The sequence below is a fragment of the Arthrobacter sp. E1SS-5 genome, from assembly GCF_057073715.1.
Map to the genome: position 1 here is coordinate 3,479,416 of NZ_CP172703.1, position 14,154 is coordinate 3,493,569.

The following is a 14,154-nucleotide window of genomic DNA, read 5'->3' on the forward strand; positions in this document are numbered from 1 at the left end:
CCACTTACCGACCGTTCGTTCTGTAAATGGTACACGGCAGGCCTTGGGTGCGCATCCGGTTACAGCACGGTGACGCCCAGATGCGCAGCGATGAGCGGTGCCAGCAGGTTCAGTTGATACTCGTCGATGACCAGTCCGGACAGGCTGCCCAGCCCGCTGATCTTGCGGAATTCCGTGCCCCTGAGATCGAAGTCCTTCAGTCTTGCTCCGCTCACGTCCAGCGACCCCACTGTGCAGTCCTCCAGCTTCACCCTTGTTGCCATGGCGGCCCCGAGGTCCAGCTCGTTGATGATGCAGCCGCTGATCAGGACGTCACTGAGCTTGGCGCCGCGGAGGTTGAGGAAGTCAATCTTGCCGCCGTCGATGCGCACGGACTGCCAGCCACTTTCATACAGTTCAGCCGAGCCCATGCGGGGATTCCGGAACTCGACCTCGCGCCAGGTACTGCGGGCGGCGCGGAAGACCGGCGCGTACGCCGCCGCGAGGATGCAGTCGCGGAATGAGGCGCCGCGGAGCTGGGCGTCGTTGAACGATGCTGCGTCGAACCGGCATTCGGCAAAAACGCTGTCCCCGAGGTCGAGGCCGTCCATGGCGGCACGGGTGAACCGTGCGTTCTCATGCCGGCCCCCTTTGCGGAGCACGGGATCCGGCAGATCCTCAAGGTCTTGCAACTCCAGCGGGGAGAGCCGGGGCGGGGCCACCTTGGCCGCCGCTTTGCCGCGCGCTTTTTCCATGAGCCCGAGCCTAGCGGCGGGGCCTGACAGCAGGCAGCATCTACGGCCGGAGACTTGAAATAGTAAGCAAGCTTTGCTTATCGTGAAAGGGCACGGTTGATCGACGGAAACGAAAGGAGGCCGGAACCATGGGCCTCGGAGACAAGATCAGTAACGCGGCAGAGAACCTTGGCGGCAAGGCCAAGGAAGCTGCAGGCAACGCGACCGACAACGACCGCCTCAAGGCAGAAGGCCAGGCCGACCAGGTCAAGGCAGACGCCAAGAAGGTGGGCGAAAGCGTCAAGGACGAGTTCAAGCGTCACTAGTCCTTGGCTGATACAGCCGCAGCGAACGGCGTGCTGCAACAGCCCTAAACGGCGGCGGATCCACTGGATCTGCCGCCGTTGCGCTGTCCACCCTTCATCGAGTGCCGAGTATTTGTCGTTTTGAGGCCGCAAAACGGCATCTACTCAGCAGCGGATGGCTTCACCAGCCGCTGCGGGTCGGCGTGTGGCCCTGCCGCGAATCCTCCGGCATGGTCATTTCGGCCCTGAGGCCAAGCAGCCGGATGGGCTGCCCCGGCTCGATCTTCGCAGCGAGGTCGAGGGCACGCGCCGATACTTCTGCCGCATCTGATGTTTCGGGTATCTTCCGCGCGTAGGTCCTGGTGGTGAACGGCGCGTACCGCACCTTCAGCGTCAGGCCGATAACGGGCCTTCCCTCGGCAGCAACATCCTCCAGCACCCGCGCAGTTAATTCCCTGACGGCGTCGCCAATCTGTTCGGGGTCTGTCAGGTCGCGCTGGAAGGTGGTCTCGCGGCTGTGCCCTCGCGGCACCCAGGGCGTGTCATCCACCACCCGGGAGCCGTCTCCCCGTCCCAGCTGCGCGTACCAGGGACCCATTTTCGGGCCGAACTCGGGAACCAGGTCAGTGGGGTCAGCCGCTGCGAGTTCGGCAACGGTCTTGATCCCAAGAGTGGCGAGACGGCGTGAGATCTTGGTTCCCACGCCCCACAGCTCCACGGTCGGCCTGCTCCCCATGACGTCGAGCCAGTTCTTTTCGGTGAGCCGAAAGACGCCTGCGGGCTTGCCGAATGAGGTGGCCACCTTGGCCCGGAGCAGGGTGTCGCCAATGCCGACGCTGCAGTGCAGGCGGGTTTCCACCAGGACGGCCTCCTGCAGTTGCCGGGCAAAGCCTTCAGGATCGGGGGTCTTGACGCCGACGAATGCCTCGTCCCATCCGAGCACCTGGACGGTGGTTCCCGGCTGCGAGCGCAGCACCGCCATGACCTTCTCGGACGCTTCCAGGTAGGCCTCGTGGTCCACCGGCAGGATGACGGCATCCGGCACTTTCCGCGCGGCGATGCGCAGCGGCATTCCCGAACCGACCCCAAACGCCCTGGCCTCATAGGATGCGGTGGACACAACAGCACGTTCCGTGGGGTCGCCACGGGCGCCGACAATCAATGGCTTTCCCGCCAGTTCGGGCCGGCGGAGCACTTCAACGGCAGCGATGAACTGATCCAGGTCCACATGCAGCACCCACGGTTCGCTCACAAGCCCCAGTCTGCCCCGGCCGGGCGCCGGGCACCAGCCCGCCCGCCGCCGTCGAAATTGCTGGATTCAAACCGTGTCCCTGCACAGGGAGGGCGGCTAGCCTTGGGCCATGACGAACGTAGACCTGAGCGCCCGGAGCACGGCCGCCGGTGGATCCTTCTCCCTGTACGGATACCTTGCTGTACCCGAAGGCAAGGGTCCCTTTCCCGGCGTCGTCATGATCCATGAAGCGTTCGGCCTGGATGACCAGACCCGCCGGCATGCGGACCGGCTGGCCCGGGCCGGCTACCTGACCCTGGCGCTGGACCTGTTCAGCGACGGCGGCCCGCGCCGCTGCCTGGTGGGAACCATGCGTGCCATGGCAGCCAGGACTGGCAGGCCGTTCATCGATATCGCCACCGCCCGCACCTGGCTGGCGGAGTCTGAACTCAGCAACGGCAGGACGGGGGTGATCGGTTTCTGCATGGGTGGCGGGTTTGCCCTGCTCACCGCCCGGGACGGGTTCGACGCCGCTTCCGTCAATTACGGACGGCTGCCGGGCAAGGAGCAGCAGGACCTGTTGGACGCCCTGCGCGGCGCCTGCCCCATTGTGGCCAGCTATGGCGGGGCGGACAAGTCACTGAAGGGAGCGGCTGCCCGGCTTGAATCCGCCCTGGACCAGCTGGGTATTGAGCACAGCGTGAGGGAATTCCCCGGTGCCGGCCACGCCTTCCTCAACGATGAAGAGCTGGGGCCGGTACTCCTCCGTCCGCTGATGCGGGTCATGGGGGTGGGCCCGGACCCGAAGTCCTCCCCCGAGGCCTGGCAGCGGATCGAGGACTTCTTCGCGCGGCACCTCAAGGATGGTGCAGCACCCTAAGGACCACGCGCCGTACGGCATCCGGATAAAACGTTCGACGGCGGGCCGCCCTCCCCAGGGGCAACCCGCCGTCGAACGTTGTTCAGGAAGTCAGCTGTAGAGCTCGCTCTTGGGCTGGTTGTTCTTGACCTTCTGCCAGCCCAGCCACAGGACCACCGCGAAGAACGGGATGGTGGCCAGGGTCCACAGGCCCAGGTAGAACACCTCGCCATCCTTGCTGGTCATGGTGTCGAAGCCGATGAGCACGGTGATGGCGAGCAGGGCGATGAGGCCGGCCCAGCTGGTCCAGGGCGAGCCCGGCATGGGCAGGCTGGAGACGTCGCCCTTCTTCTTCCGCAGCGCGATCTGGCTGGCGAAGATGGAGCCCCAGGTGAAGATCACGCCGATGGAGGCCGTGTTCAGGGCGAGGTCGAAGGCGTGCGAGCCGCCCAGCCAGATGTTCAGCAGGATGCCCACCAGGTAGACGGCGCCGATGGCCAGGATCGCGGCGTAGGGGACATGGCGGGTGGACATGCGGGTGAGCCACTGCGGGGCGTGTCCATTGTTGGCCATGGTGCGGAAGATCCGGCCGATCGAGTACAGGCCCGAGTTGCAGGAGGACAGGGCGGCGGTGATGACGATCATGTTCATGACGTCGCCCATCCAGCCCAGGCCCATCTGGCCAAAGACGGTGACGAACGGGGAGGTGCCGGCCTTGTACTGGTCAGAGGGCAGGAGCATGGCCAGCAGGGTTACGGAACCGACGTAGAACACCACGATGCGGAGGACGACGGCGCGGATCGCCTTGGGCACTTCGCGTTCGGGGTTCTGCATCTCACCGGCCGTGATGCCAACGAGTTCGATGGCGTTGTAGGCGAAGATCACGGCGTTCAGGACCAGGATCATCACCAGCGCGCCCTTGGGGAACATGCCGCCGTCGGCCGCGAAGAGGTTGTTGACGGAGGCGTGGCCGTCGCCCACCTTGGCGTTGGTGACCACCATGAAGGTACCCACAGCCAGGAAGATGACGATGGCGGCGACTTTCAGGACGGAAGCCCAGAATTCGAACTCGCCGAATGCCTTCACGCTGAACAGGTTCACGGCCACCAGCAGCACCAGCGCTGCGATGGCGGACAGTTCAACGGGAACGTTGGGGAAGAAGAACTGGAAGTACAGGCCGATCGCGATGAGCTCGGCGATGCCGGTCATGGCCCAGTTGATGAAGTACATCCACCCGGAGAGGTAGGCGCCCTTGCGGCCGAACATCTCGCCGGCGTAGCTGACGAACGAGCCGGACGTCTGGCGGTACATGATGAGTTCGCCCAGGGCCCGCATGAGGAGGTAGGCGATAACGCCGGCGATGGCGTAGGAGAAGATCAGGGCGGGGCCGGTGGAGGCGAGGCGTCCGCCGGCTCCCATGAAGAGGCCCACCCCGATGGCGCCGCCCATGGCGATCATGGTGACGTGGCGGCGGCCCAGGGTCCTGCTGTAGCCCTCGGCGCTGAGGGTGGGGTCGACGGCGGAGGATGGCGCCGTGCTGTTCTTTAGGTCTGTGGGGGTACTTTGAGGCACAACTGTTCCTTGTGGGTTGGGGGTTGGCCGCATCCGGTCTTCGTATGATCGAGCTCACATAATTCGGTTTTGAGGTCTTTTGGCCAGCGAATGTGAGGGCGAACCGTCGAACTGCCGAAGCTTCACGCGACCTGACCATCTTACAACCTGGTGTGGAGTGGTACGTGACCCGCACTACACGCCCGGCCCCGGCGATAGGCTGGGAGCATGGCAACAGCCCACCGCTTACCGCCCGCTCCGCAGCCCCAGCTGTACCGTTTCTCCCCCATGGACATGGCCACGCTGTGCCTCTACGTTGCCATCGCAGGGTTCTTCGCCGCCGCCGGTGACCTGGTGGCCCCATTTCTCCGGCAGATAGCACCGTCCCCCGCAGCGGCCTCCTACGCAGTGAACCTGCTGTTCTATGCCTCGGTGGGAATACTGGCCCTTCTGGCGGCCCGCAAGGTGGTGGTCCGCGACCTCAAGGTTTTGGCAACCCGGCCCTGGTTTACGCTGCTGATGGTGCCGGCGTCGGTCATCGCCATGATGATCCTCACGGCGGTGGTGGTAGCCGCCAACGGGCAGGTGGAAACCTCGCAGAACCAGGCCGGCCTGCAGGCACTGATGCAGCAGGTCCCCGCCTGGCTGATGGTGCCGCTGCTGGTGGTGGTGGGTCCGTTCGTGGAGGAGTACATCTTCCGGCACCTGCTGATCGGAAAGCTGGGCAGGCGGGTCAACATCTGGATCTGCTGCATCCTGTCCGTGGTGCTCTTCGCGGCACTGCACATCGTGGGGCAGGAGGCGATCACCCTCACTTCACTGCTTCCCTACCTGGCCATGGGCGCCACGCTGGTGTTCGTCTACATGTGGACCGGCAGGAACGTCATGTTCTCCTACTTCGTCCACGCCGCCAAGAACCTGCTGGCCGTTATCCTGGTCTACGCGATCCCGCCGGAACTGTTCAACCAGATGCAGAACGTCCAGGCGTAAAGCCGCTCCACCGGACCTTCCGCAACGCCCCGCCCACCTCTACCGTGGACGCATGGGACTGAACATCCAGATAGTTGTCGATTCCGCCAGCCCCCATGACCTCGCGGACTGGTGGGCAGAAACGCTTCAGTGGACCGTCGAACCGCAGGACGCATTCTTCATCCGCTCCATGATCGAGCAGGGCTACGCCACCGGCGACCAGACCATGACCCACCGCGGGAACCTGGTGTGGAAGGACGGCGCCGCCATCCGGCCGCCGGAGGAGATCGAGTCCAAGGCTCCGCAACGGCGCATCCTGTTCCAGACCGCACCGGAGGGAAAGACGGTCAAGAACCGGGTGCACTGGGACGTCCGGCTGGACGGGCGGGACAAGGACGAGGTACGGCGCGAACTCGAGGGGCGGGGTGCAACGTTCCTCTGGTCTGCCCGGCAGGGCCCGCATTCCTGGCACACCATGGCTGACCCCGAGGGCAACGAGTTCTGCATCAGCTAAGCACGATTACTAGACTTGGACGGTGAGCAACCAGATCCCCGCCCCGGTGTCCGATGTCTTCGATCCCACGCGCTGGCGGGTGGTCTCCGGTTTCGAGGACTTCCAGGACATGACCTACCACCGGCAGGTGGAGCGGGATTCCGACGGCGGCTGGGTGCGTGACCTGCCCACGGTCCGGATCGCCTTCAACCGGCCCGAGGTGCGCAACGCGTTCCGGCCCGGCACCGTGGATGAGCTCTACCGGGCCATGGACCACGCCCGGATGACGCCGGACGTCGCCACCGTCCTGCTGACCGGAAACGGGCCCTCCCCCAAGGACGGCGGCCACTCCTTCTGCTCCGGCGGCGACCAGCGGATCCGCGGGAGGGACGGCTACCGGTATGCCGACGGCGAGACCCAGGAAACCATCGACCCCGCCCGCGCCGGCCGGCTGCACATCCTGGAAGTCCAGCGCCTCATGCGCACCATGCCCAAGGTGGTCATCGCCGTCGTCAACGGCTGGGCCGCGGGCGGCGGGCACTCCCTGCACGTGGTGTCCGACCTCACCATCGCGTCCCGGCAGCACGGAAAGTTCAAGCAGACGGACGCCACGGTGGGAAGTTTCGACGCCGGCTACGGCTCCGCGCTGCTGGCCCGGCAGGTGGGGCAAAAGACCGCCCGCGAGATTTTCTTCCTGGCCCGCGAATATTCCGCTGAAGACATGGTCCGCATGGGCGCCGTCAACGAGGCCGTGGACCACGAGCGGCTGGAAGAGGTGGCCCTGGAGTACGCAGCGGACATCGCCCGGCAGTCCCCGCAGGCCATCCGCATGCTGAAGTTCGCCTTCAACCTGGCGGACGACGGGCTGGCGGGCCAGCAGGTGTTCGCCGGCGAGGCCACCCGCCTGGCCTACATGACGGACGAGGCTGTGGAGGGCAAGGAGGCCTTCCTGCAAAAACGCGACCCCGACTGGTCACGCTTCCCGCACTACTTCTAAGGCAGGACGGCAATGAACAGCGAAGCATCCATCACCCCGGCCCAGGGCGGTCCGCTCAACATCGAGCCCGCCCTGAAGGCACTGGCGGCCGCCCTCCACGGCGAGGGCCCCGCCGTCGAACTGTCCGTGGGCCCGGACGGCGGACTTGTCGTGGGGCACGTCGAAACCCCCGGCTGCGACGACGCCGTGGCCGTGGTCCGCACCTCCGGCTCCACCGGCACCCCCAAGGCCACCCTGCTAACCGTGGAGTCCCTGGCAGCCTCTTCCATGGCCACGGCGCTGCGGCTCAAGGGCGAAGGCCAGTGGCTGCTGGCACTGCCGGTGCAGTTCGTGGCCGGCATTCAGGTGCTGGTCCGCTCCCTGTTCGCCGGCACCCGGCCCTGGGTCATGGACCTGTCGGGCGGCTTCACCCCGGAGGCCTTCACCGCCGCGGCCCTGGAACTGACGGACAAGATCCGCTTCACCTCCCTGGTTCCCACCCAGCTCCAGCGCCTCCTGGACGATCCGTCGCCGGACACGCTGGCCGTGCTCCGCCGCTTCAACGCCATCCTGCTGGGTGGCGCCCCTGCGTCCCCGGCACTGCTGGCCGCCGCCCGCGACGCCGGGGTCCGGGTGGTCACCACGTACGGGTCCGCGGAAACCTCCGGCGGCTGCATCTACGACGGCTATCCGTTGGAAGGCGTCTCGGTCCGGGTGGACACCGACGGCAGGATCCTGCTAGGCGGGGACACCGTGGCCGCCGGCTACATCGAGGCACCGGACGAGGAAACCGGAACCTTCTTCGAGGAGGACGGGGTGCGCTGGTACCGCACCAGCGACCTGGGCTCCATTGACGACGACGGCCGCCTCACTGTGCTGGGCCGCGCCGACGATGTGATCATCACCGGCGGCGTAAAGGTTTCCGCCGGCCACGTGCAGGAACAGCTGGAAAAGTCCGACGCCGTCGCCGCGGCTTTTGTGGCAGGCGTCCCGTCCGCGGAGTGGGGGCAGGCCGTGGCCGCCTACGTGGCGCTTGCCCCCGCGGGTACGGACGGCAACGAAGGCGCCGCCGGAGAAGGCGCCAGACGGCAGGAACCCGGGGACCCCGCCGTCGCGCTTCAAGAGCAATGGCAGCGGCAGCTGGGGATCCTGGCGCCCAAGACCGTCCTCACGGCGCCCGCGCTGCGGATGCTGCCCAACGGCAAGCCCGACCGGCTCGCCATGACCGCCGAACTCAGCGCCCTCCACCGGGGAAAGTAGAGTTGGACCTGCACCACCGCGGCGGGTGCGCCTGTTCCATCCTGCCGTCTTACCGAAACAACACGAGGTACTAACCGTGGCCACAGCCGCCCAATGGATCCAAGGCGCCCGACTCCGGACGCTGCCGGCAGCGATCGCGCCGGTGCTGATCGGCACCGCCGCCGCCTACGAGATGGACTCGTTCCTGCTGCCCAACGCCATCCTCGCGGCGCTGGTGGCACTCCTGCTCCAAGTGGGCGTCAACTTCGCGAACGACTACTCGGACGGCATCCGCGGCACGGACGACGACCGGGTGGGGCCACTGCGGCTGGTGGGGTCCGGCGCTGCCAAGCCCGAACACGTCAAATGGGCGGCGTTCGGCACCTTCGCCCTGGCCATGGTGTTCGGCCTGGTGCTGGTGTTCCTCACCCAGGCCTGGTGGTTGATCCTGGTGGGCCTGGGCTGCGTCATGGCCGCCTGGGGCTACACCGGCGGCAAGAACCCCTACGGCTACATGGGCCTGGGCGATCTTTTCGTGTTCGTCTTCTTCGGCCTGGTGGCCACCCTCGGTACCACCTACACCCAGGCCGGGCACATCAATCTGTCATCCGTCATCGGCGCCATTGGCACCGGGCTGATCGCCACCGCACTGCTGATGGCCAACAACGTCCGGGACATTCCCACCGACATGCAGGCCGGCAAGAAAACCCTCGCAGTACGGCTGGGGGACAAGCATGCGCGCGAAAGCTACGTCCTGATGCTCGCCGTCGCCATCCTGCTGGTGGTGATCCTGGCGCCGGCCCGGCCCTGGATCCTGATCGTGCTGCTGCTCATCCCCGCCTGCCTGATGCCGGCCTGGCTGATGATCAACGGCCGCAAGCGCAAGAGCCTCATCCCGGTCCTGAAGCAGACCGGCCTGATCAACCTCGGCTACAGCGTGCTGTTCTCACTGGGACTGATCCTCAGCCACGGGTTCTAGCTGTTCTTGGTGCCCTTGGCGTTGTTAATGGTGATGTCAGGGTTGGCGTCCAGCAGGGCGTCCTCGGCGTTGGCGTCCTGGACTTCACCGGCCGAGCGCAACGGCTTGGCCTTCCCCGAGAAACGGTGCTGCAGGGCCGCCGCGGCAGCATCGCGCTGCTTCTGGAAAAACAGGTAGCTGATGGCAAAGGCAATGAGCGCGGCGCAGATCACGGCCATCAGCGCCCCTACCTGCAGGAGCATGAACAGGGCGAACAGGGGGACAAAGATCGCCAAACGGATAAGGGAATATTTCAAAAAGGCCACTATTCAAGTTTAGCCGCCTCCGCCCGGCGGCCCCCGCCCGTCCTGACGATAGACTTAACGGCATGCTGTTCCGTGTGGCTTTGGCCGTCGCAGTCCTCGTCATCTTCGTGTATGGCCTGGTGGACGTGATCCGCACTGAAGGCCGCCTTACCCGGGGCATCTCGAAACCGGCCTGGATCATCGTGCAGATCGTCCTGCCGGTCCTGGGCGCCATCCTGTGGCTGCTGATCGGGCGCCCGCGCGGCACTGCGCAGCCGCGGCCCAGCTACCCCCACCCCACGGCCCCGGACGATGACCCGGACTTCCTCCGCAACCTCGAGGCCCGCCGCCGCAACCAGGCCGAAGCCGAGCGGCTGAAGAAACTCCGCGACGAACTGGAGGCCAAGGCCAAGGAGGATGGCGGGAAAGGCCAACGCGGTACCGATGAGCACGATGCCGACGGGCTGAAATAGGGTCCATGGCGTTCCAACCCGGCGGAGAAGAGCGGCACCGGTCCGCTCCCCCACCGAGGCCTGGCCTGTCCTACTCCACCCCGCCGCCCATCCCTGCCATCCCCCCGCTGCCCCGGGTGGTCCGGACTGCCCGCTCGCTCTGGCTCTTCAGTTTCGCCGCGGGACTGGCCGTCCTGCTGGGATCCTTCGTGGCCCGCGACTCCAACCTTCAGCGGCTGCGCGGCCTGGTGGCGGACATGGCAGCAGGCCGCGACGCCGCGTCCGTAAGCACGACGGCGGAAATCGTCTTCTGGGGAAGCATCAGCGCGCTGCTCGCGGTAACACTGCTTGAGGCGGTGGCGCTTGCCGCCGTGCTGGGCCGCCGAAACTGGGCCCGGTGGACCCTGCTTCCCCTGCTGGCCAGCCACGTCCTCATTCTTGTCCTGGCATCGGCCTTCCTGGTCCCCGCCGGGGCCGCCGGCAGCTACGTGGTGATGTTGTGGGGCGCCGGGCTGCTCCTGGCGCTGGCCGGGCTGGCGCTGCTCTTCCTGCCATCCGCCGGCGTCTGGCTGAAGCGCGGGGGCAGCAGGACCTAGGCGGTCCTACGCCGACTGCGGCTGCCGGTGCCTGCCTGTGCAATCCGCCAGCACCCCCTCGCAGCTGCGGATCACCACCCGGCAGGCCTCGCCGGCGGACCGTGCCGTCAGCGGACTTTCGGCGACTGCACGCCATCGGGCCAGGCAGCGCCTGGCCTCGTCAGCCAGCACTTCGGGTGCGGCATCAGGCGCCACGGCCAGCCGGCGGTACGCAGCTGCGCCCTGCCCGCCCACCAGCCGTTCGGCTTCCGCAGCCAGCTCCGCGACCAGCTCCACCTCCGATGTCCGCAGCGCAGCCAGCAGCCGGAGCTCGCGGAACTCATGCGCGTTGGCCTGCAGCCGCTCCAGGGAAGCCGCCAGGTTTTCCGTCCCCTGCCGCGGCCGGCTGGCCAGGAACTCTTCCACCGCTACCAAGGCGGTCCTGGCCTTGAGCGCTTCCGCCCTGGCCTGGAACTGCCGGTCCAGGACGTCCAGCAGGGGGTCCAGGCCGCTCCGCCGGGCCAGCTCGTGGGCCAGCGGCGTGGGTTCGGCGAACCCGTTGCGGATCAGGACCACGGCCAGGCGGATGCCGAAAAGCCCATAGCGTTCCAGCAGGGACGCCCGCGCCTCTTCCGTCAGGCCCGCAGGCGCGGCGGACCGGCGGAACCTGTCGGCGGAGAGCATCATCCGTTCACGCTCGGTGCGGTCCAGGGTGGCCAGCAGCTGGAGTGCTTCGAAGTCCGGCTGGCGCAGGGTACGGGCGCTTTGGGCCAGGAGCCCGGCCACCGGGACCACGCCCAGGGCCAGCTTCCGCAGGTTGGGATCGCGGCTGTACCTTTCCGCAATGTTGCCGGCGGACAGAAGGGAGTCTATGCGGCCGGCCCCCACCTCATCGGCCCGGGACAGCACAGCGATGGCATTGACCGTGCCCGAGCGGCCGGCCTCCGTGTCACGAAAGGCTTCCAGGAACCTCAGGTCGGAGGCGTGCAGATGGCGCATCAGGTAGATGACGGCGTCAGCTTCCGACGGCGAATCCTCCGGGGTCAGGAACGCCAGGGACCGCGCGGAGACGTCCTGGGAGACGGAAGCGATGCCGGGGGTGTCGATCAGCGTCATGGCCTGCAGTGCCGGCGCCGGCCATTCGACGTCGAGCCGTTCCACTTCTTCCGCCCGTATGCCGTCAAGGACGAAGACCAGTCGCCCCTCCACGCGCTTCAGCGGCAGGGTCCGGGGCTTCCCCGCCGTCGGGTGGAGGGTGATGCGGGGTGTGTGGCCATGGCGGTACCAGGTGACGATCCGGGTGCATTCGCCGGTGTCCGTGGGGGCGATCTCCTCACCGATGATGGCGTTCAGGAGCGTTGATTTGCCGGCCTTCACCATGCCGGCAACGGCAATCCGCAGTGGCTCCGCCAGCCGCCGGGCGTAGCCTTGCAGTTCCTGGGTGGCGTGCAGGTCATCGGCGTATACCTCCAGCGCCTCCCGGATCAGCGCCGCGGCCCCAGCCGTGGTGGACGCCGTCATCCCACCCCCGCTGCGGTATGGGTCCTGGCCGCGGTTGCCTCCGCGGCCACGGCTTCTGCGGCCCGGTGCAGCGCATCCACCTTCTTCAGTTCAGCCCTGATGTCCCGGATACGCCCTTCCTTCTCCTGCGCGTACGAGTTTGCAGCCTTCTGCGCCGCGGCCACCGAGTCCGACAGCGACCGGTGGTATTCATCCGCGATCTCGGTGAAGTGGTCGCGGATGGTCCGCTGGACCAGGCGCAGCCTGTCCTTCAACTGCTTCCCCACTTGGAACGTCACATCGTCCAACTGCCGCCGCACCAGCGCTTTCGCCTCGCCCTGGCGCCGCTTCAGCCGGGTCTCCTTGTCCTCCCGGTAGGCCTTGCGACCCAGCAGCAGCCCGGCGCCCACCGACAGCGGATTGATGAGGGCCATCCCGAAGATCCCCGTCAGGAGGCCGAACATCAGGACGCCGCCGTAGGATCCGCGCATGCCGATCAGGACTTTCTGGATCGGGTTCACCCGGCCCGGATCCAGTTCCGGCATCTGCTCCACCGGATCCAGGGCATCCCCGGAATCAGAGACATGCAGGACCGGCAGCGATACCTCGTCCGCCGCGAAATGCTCAGCGACCTGGCCCGCCAGCCATTGCGACCGCTCGCTGGTCCAGACGAACGTGTCCGAAACCGCTGCGGCAACACACTCTTCGAGCCACTGCGAGAACTGCGCCCACACGGGGCCGGGGTCACCCTGGTCGATGGCATTTTCGGCCTCCCGTTGGATCCCGCGAAGGCGGTCCCGCAGGTCGTACTCCATATCGGCGATGAGGTCGTTGATGCCGTCGCTGAGCGTGAGCTGCCAGCGGGCGGACCGTTTCCGCAGGTGGTCCGCTTCCGTCCTGGCCTGCTCCAGCTCTGCGAGCCTTTGGGGCGTGCCACCCGGGTTTTCCAGGGCGTCCAGCTCGGACTGCAGGGACAGCCTCAGGTTCCCGGTGACGGACAGCAGGTCCTGGCTGACGGAGCGGCGCTGGATCCGCTCTGCCTTGCCCACCACGTCATTGCGGAGGTGGGCTACCAGTGCCGGGAAGCCGGACTCATCGTTGAGCTCACTGTCCTGGAGCCGGGCAGCCTCCAGGCGGAGGTCCGCGGAAAGCGGAAGCAGCGGAATGTCCGGCGCCACCTGCTCCAGGTGCGCCCTGTCCAGCTCCGCCACCCGCCGCCAGTCCGGATACAGGTCTGTCTTGGAGAGGACGGCGGCAACGTTGGGGGTGATCCGCATGGCCTGGCGCAGGAACCGCAGTTCCGGTTCCGTGTATTCCTGCGACGCATCCGAGACCAGCAGCATGGCGTCTGCGGTGGGCAGGGCCGTGAGCGTGGTCAAGGTGTGCGTGGAGCCCATGCCGCCCACGCCCGGGGAATCGATAATGCTGAGGCCGCCCGTGAGGAGCCGGCGGGGCAGGCAGACCTCCGCGGCGGCTATCTTCCTGCTGTTCCCCGGGTTTCCCTGCTCGGAAACAAGGGCCGGCAGGTCGGTAAGCTCCACGGGCCGCCGCTCAATGCCGCGGCCGTCAGCATCTCCGGCCGGGTTTTCCACCGGGGAGTTGTCCGGGACGGCACTGTCCGGGGCCGGGACCAGGACTGCGGCCGACGCAGGCTCGCCATAACGGACCACCGTGGGGACCGACGTGGCGATGTCGTCATCCACGGGACATACCGGCGCGTTCACCAGGGCATTGATGAGCTTGCTCTTTCCCTGCTTGAACTCCCCCACCACAATGACCCTGATACTGGGGTCCTGCAGCCGGGCCATGGCCTGCTCCAGCCTCCGGCGCAGGTCGGCGCGGTCCCCGCTGCCCACCAGCTGCAGGCCCTGCTCCACGAGCTTCCCCAACTGACCGGCAGTGACCGGCCCCGGCGGCCTTGCCGGTGCTGCTTCTGCCACAGCGTGTCCCCCTGTCGATGCCGAAAACTGCCAACGCCGGTACTACCGGAAGAGCCCGGCAGGAGGTGAATGCCTCCTGCCGGGCAGT

15 protein-coding genes are annotated in these 14,154 nt (G+C 67.0%); 9 read left to right on the forward strand and 6 right to left on the reverse strand.

Features of this window, described 5'->3' with window-relative positions:
- Positions 1 to 59: 59 nt before the first annotated feature.
- Positions 60 to 734, reverse strand: a complete 675-nt coding sequence (locus ACIGJD_RS16295) for a pentapeptide repeat-containing protein (RefSeq protein ID WP_483687075.1) — start codon at positions 732 to 734, stop codon at positions 60 to 62.
- A 128-nt stretch (positions 735 to 862) separates the two neighbouring features.
- Between ACIGJD_RS16295 and ACIGJD_RS16300 the strand changes: the two genes are divergently transcribed.
- Entirely contained in the window at positions 863 to 1,039 is a 177-nt protein-coding gene (locus ACIGJD_RS16300) for a CsbD family protein (protein WP_142132746.1), read from the forward strand.
- A 160-nt stretch (positions 1,040 to 1,199) separates the two neighbouring features.
- Here ACIGJD_RS16300 and ACIGJD_RS16305 read toward each other — a convergent pair whose 3' ends face one another.
- On the reverse strand, positions 1,200 to 2,270 hold the full coding sequence (locus ACIGJD_RS16305) for a DNA polymerase IV (RefSeq protein WP_483687076.1): 1,071 nt from the start codon (positions 2,268 to 2,270) through the stop codon (positions 1,200 to 1,202).
- Between the two features lie 109 nt (positions 2,271 to 2,379).
- Here ACIGJD_RS16305 and ACIGJD_RS16310 point away from each other — a divergent pair, with 109 nt between their 5' ends.
- Positions 2,380 to 3,129 (forward strand): dienelactone hydrolase family protein, encoded by a 750-nt coding sequence (locus tag ACIGJD_RS16310; protein ID WP_483687077.1) that lies wholly within the window; start codon positions 2,380 to 2,382, stop codon positions 3,127 to 3,129.
- A 90-nt stretch (positions 3,130 to 3,219) separates the two neighbouring features.
- Here the strand turns inward: ACIGJD_RS16310 and ACIGJD_RS16315 are convergent, their stop codons facing one another.
- Complete coding sequence (locus tag ACIGJD_RS16315; protein ID WP_483687078.1) at positions 3,220 to 4,680, reverse strand: amino acid permease; 1,461 nt, start codon at positions 4,678 to 4,680, stop codon at positions 3,220 to 3,222.
- 207 nt (positions 4,681 to 4,887) lie between these two features.
- On the opposite strand from ACIGJD_RS16315, the gene ACIGJD_RS16320 reads away from it, so the two are divergent.
- The 5 genes from ACIGJD_RS16320 (at position 4,888) to ACIGJD_RS16340 (ending at position 9,315) form a co-directional block, all read left to right on the forward strand.
- Positions 4,888 to 5,649: a lysostaphin resistance A-like protein gene (locus ACIGJD_RS16320; RefSeq protein ID WP_483687079.1), complete on the forward strand. Its 762-nt coding sequence runs from the start codon at positions 4,888 to 4,890 to the stop codon at positions 5,647 to 5,649.
- A gap of 52 nt (positions 5,650 to 5,701) precedes the next feature.
- Positions 5,702 to 6,142: a VOC family protein gene (locus ACIGJD_RS16325; RefSeq protein ID WP_483687080.1), complete on the forward strand. Its 441-nt coding sequence runs from the start codon at positions 5,702 to 5,704 to the stop codon at positions 6,140 to 6,142.
- 22 nt (positions 6,143 to 6,164) lie between these two features.
- Positions 6,165 to 7,118, forward strand: coding sequence for a 1,4-dihydroxy-2-naphthoyl-CoA synthase (locus tag ACIGJD_RS16330; RefSeq protein WP_043452376.1), 954 nt, complete (start codon positions 6,165 to 6,167; stop codon positions 7,116 to 7,118).
- A gap of 12 nt (positions 7,119 to 7,130) precedes the next feature.
- Positions 7,131 to 8,357 (forward strand): AMP-binding protein, encoded by a 1,227-nt coding sequence (locus ACIGJD_RS16335; RefSeq protein ID WP_483687081.1) that lies wholly within the window; start codon positions 7,131 to 7,133, stop codon positions 8,355 to 8,357.
- 76 nt (positions 8,358 to 8,433) lie between these two features.
- A complete protein-coding gene (locus ACIGJD_RS16340) occupies positions 8,434 to 9,315 on the forward strand; it encodes a 1,4-dihydroxy-2-naphthoate polyprenyltransferase (protein WP_236799501.1) in 882 nt (293 codons plus the stop codon).
- Here ACIGJD_RS16340 and ACIGJD_RS16345 read toward each other — a convergent pair.
- Positions 9,312 to 9,620, reverse strand: coding sequence for a DUF4229 domain-containing protein (locus ACIGJD_RS16345; RefSeq protein ID WP_142132735.1), 309 nt, complete (start codon positions 9,618 to 9,620; stop codon positions 9,312 to 9,314). The genes ACIGJD_RS16340 and ACIGJD_RS16345 overlap by 4 nt on opposite strands.
- Before the next feature lie 62 nt (positions 9,621 to 9,682).
- Between ACIGJD_RS16345 and ACIGJD_RS16350 the strand changes: the two genes are divergently transcribed.
- Positions 9,683 to 10,072 carry a PLD nuclease N-terminal domain-containing protein gene (locus tag ACIGJD_RS16350; RefSeq protein WP_142132734.1) on the forward strand — a complete coding sequence of 130 codons (390 nt, stop codon included), beginning with the start codon at positions 9,683 to 9,685 and terminating at the stop codon, positions 10,070 to 10,072.
- A 5-nt stretch (positions 10,073 to 10,077) separates the two neighbouring features.
- On the forward strand, positions 10,078 to 10,647 hold the full coding sequence (locus ACIGJD_RS16355; RefSeq protein ID WP_483687082.1) for a hypothetical protein: 570 nt from the start codon (positions 10,078 to 10,080) through the stop codon (positions 10,645 to 10,647).
- A 6-nt stretch (positions 10,648 to 10,653) separates the two neighbouring features.
- On the opposite strand, the gene ACIGJD_RS16360 is transcribed toward ACIGJD_RS16355, so the two are convergent.
- A complete protein-coding gene (locus tag ACIGJD_RS16360; protein ID WP_483687083.1) occupies positions 10,654 to 12,147 on the reverse strand; it encodes a dynamin family protein in 1,494 nt (497 codons plus the stop codon).
- Positions 12,144 to 14,066, reverse strand: coding sequence for a dynamin family protein (locus ACIGJD_RS16365; RefSeq protein ID WP_483687084.1), 1,923 nt, complete (start codon positions 14,064 to 14,066; stop codon positions 12,144 to 12,146). Before ACIGJD_RS16365 ends, ACIGJD_RS16360 begins: the two co-directional genes overlap by 4 nt.
- Between the last annotated feature and the right edge of the window lie 88 nt (positions 14,067 to 14,154).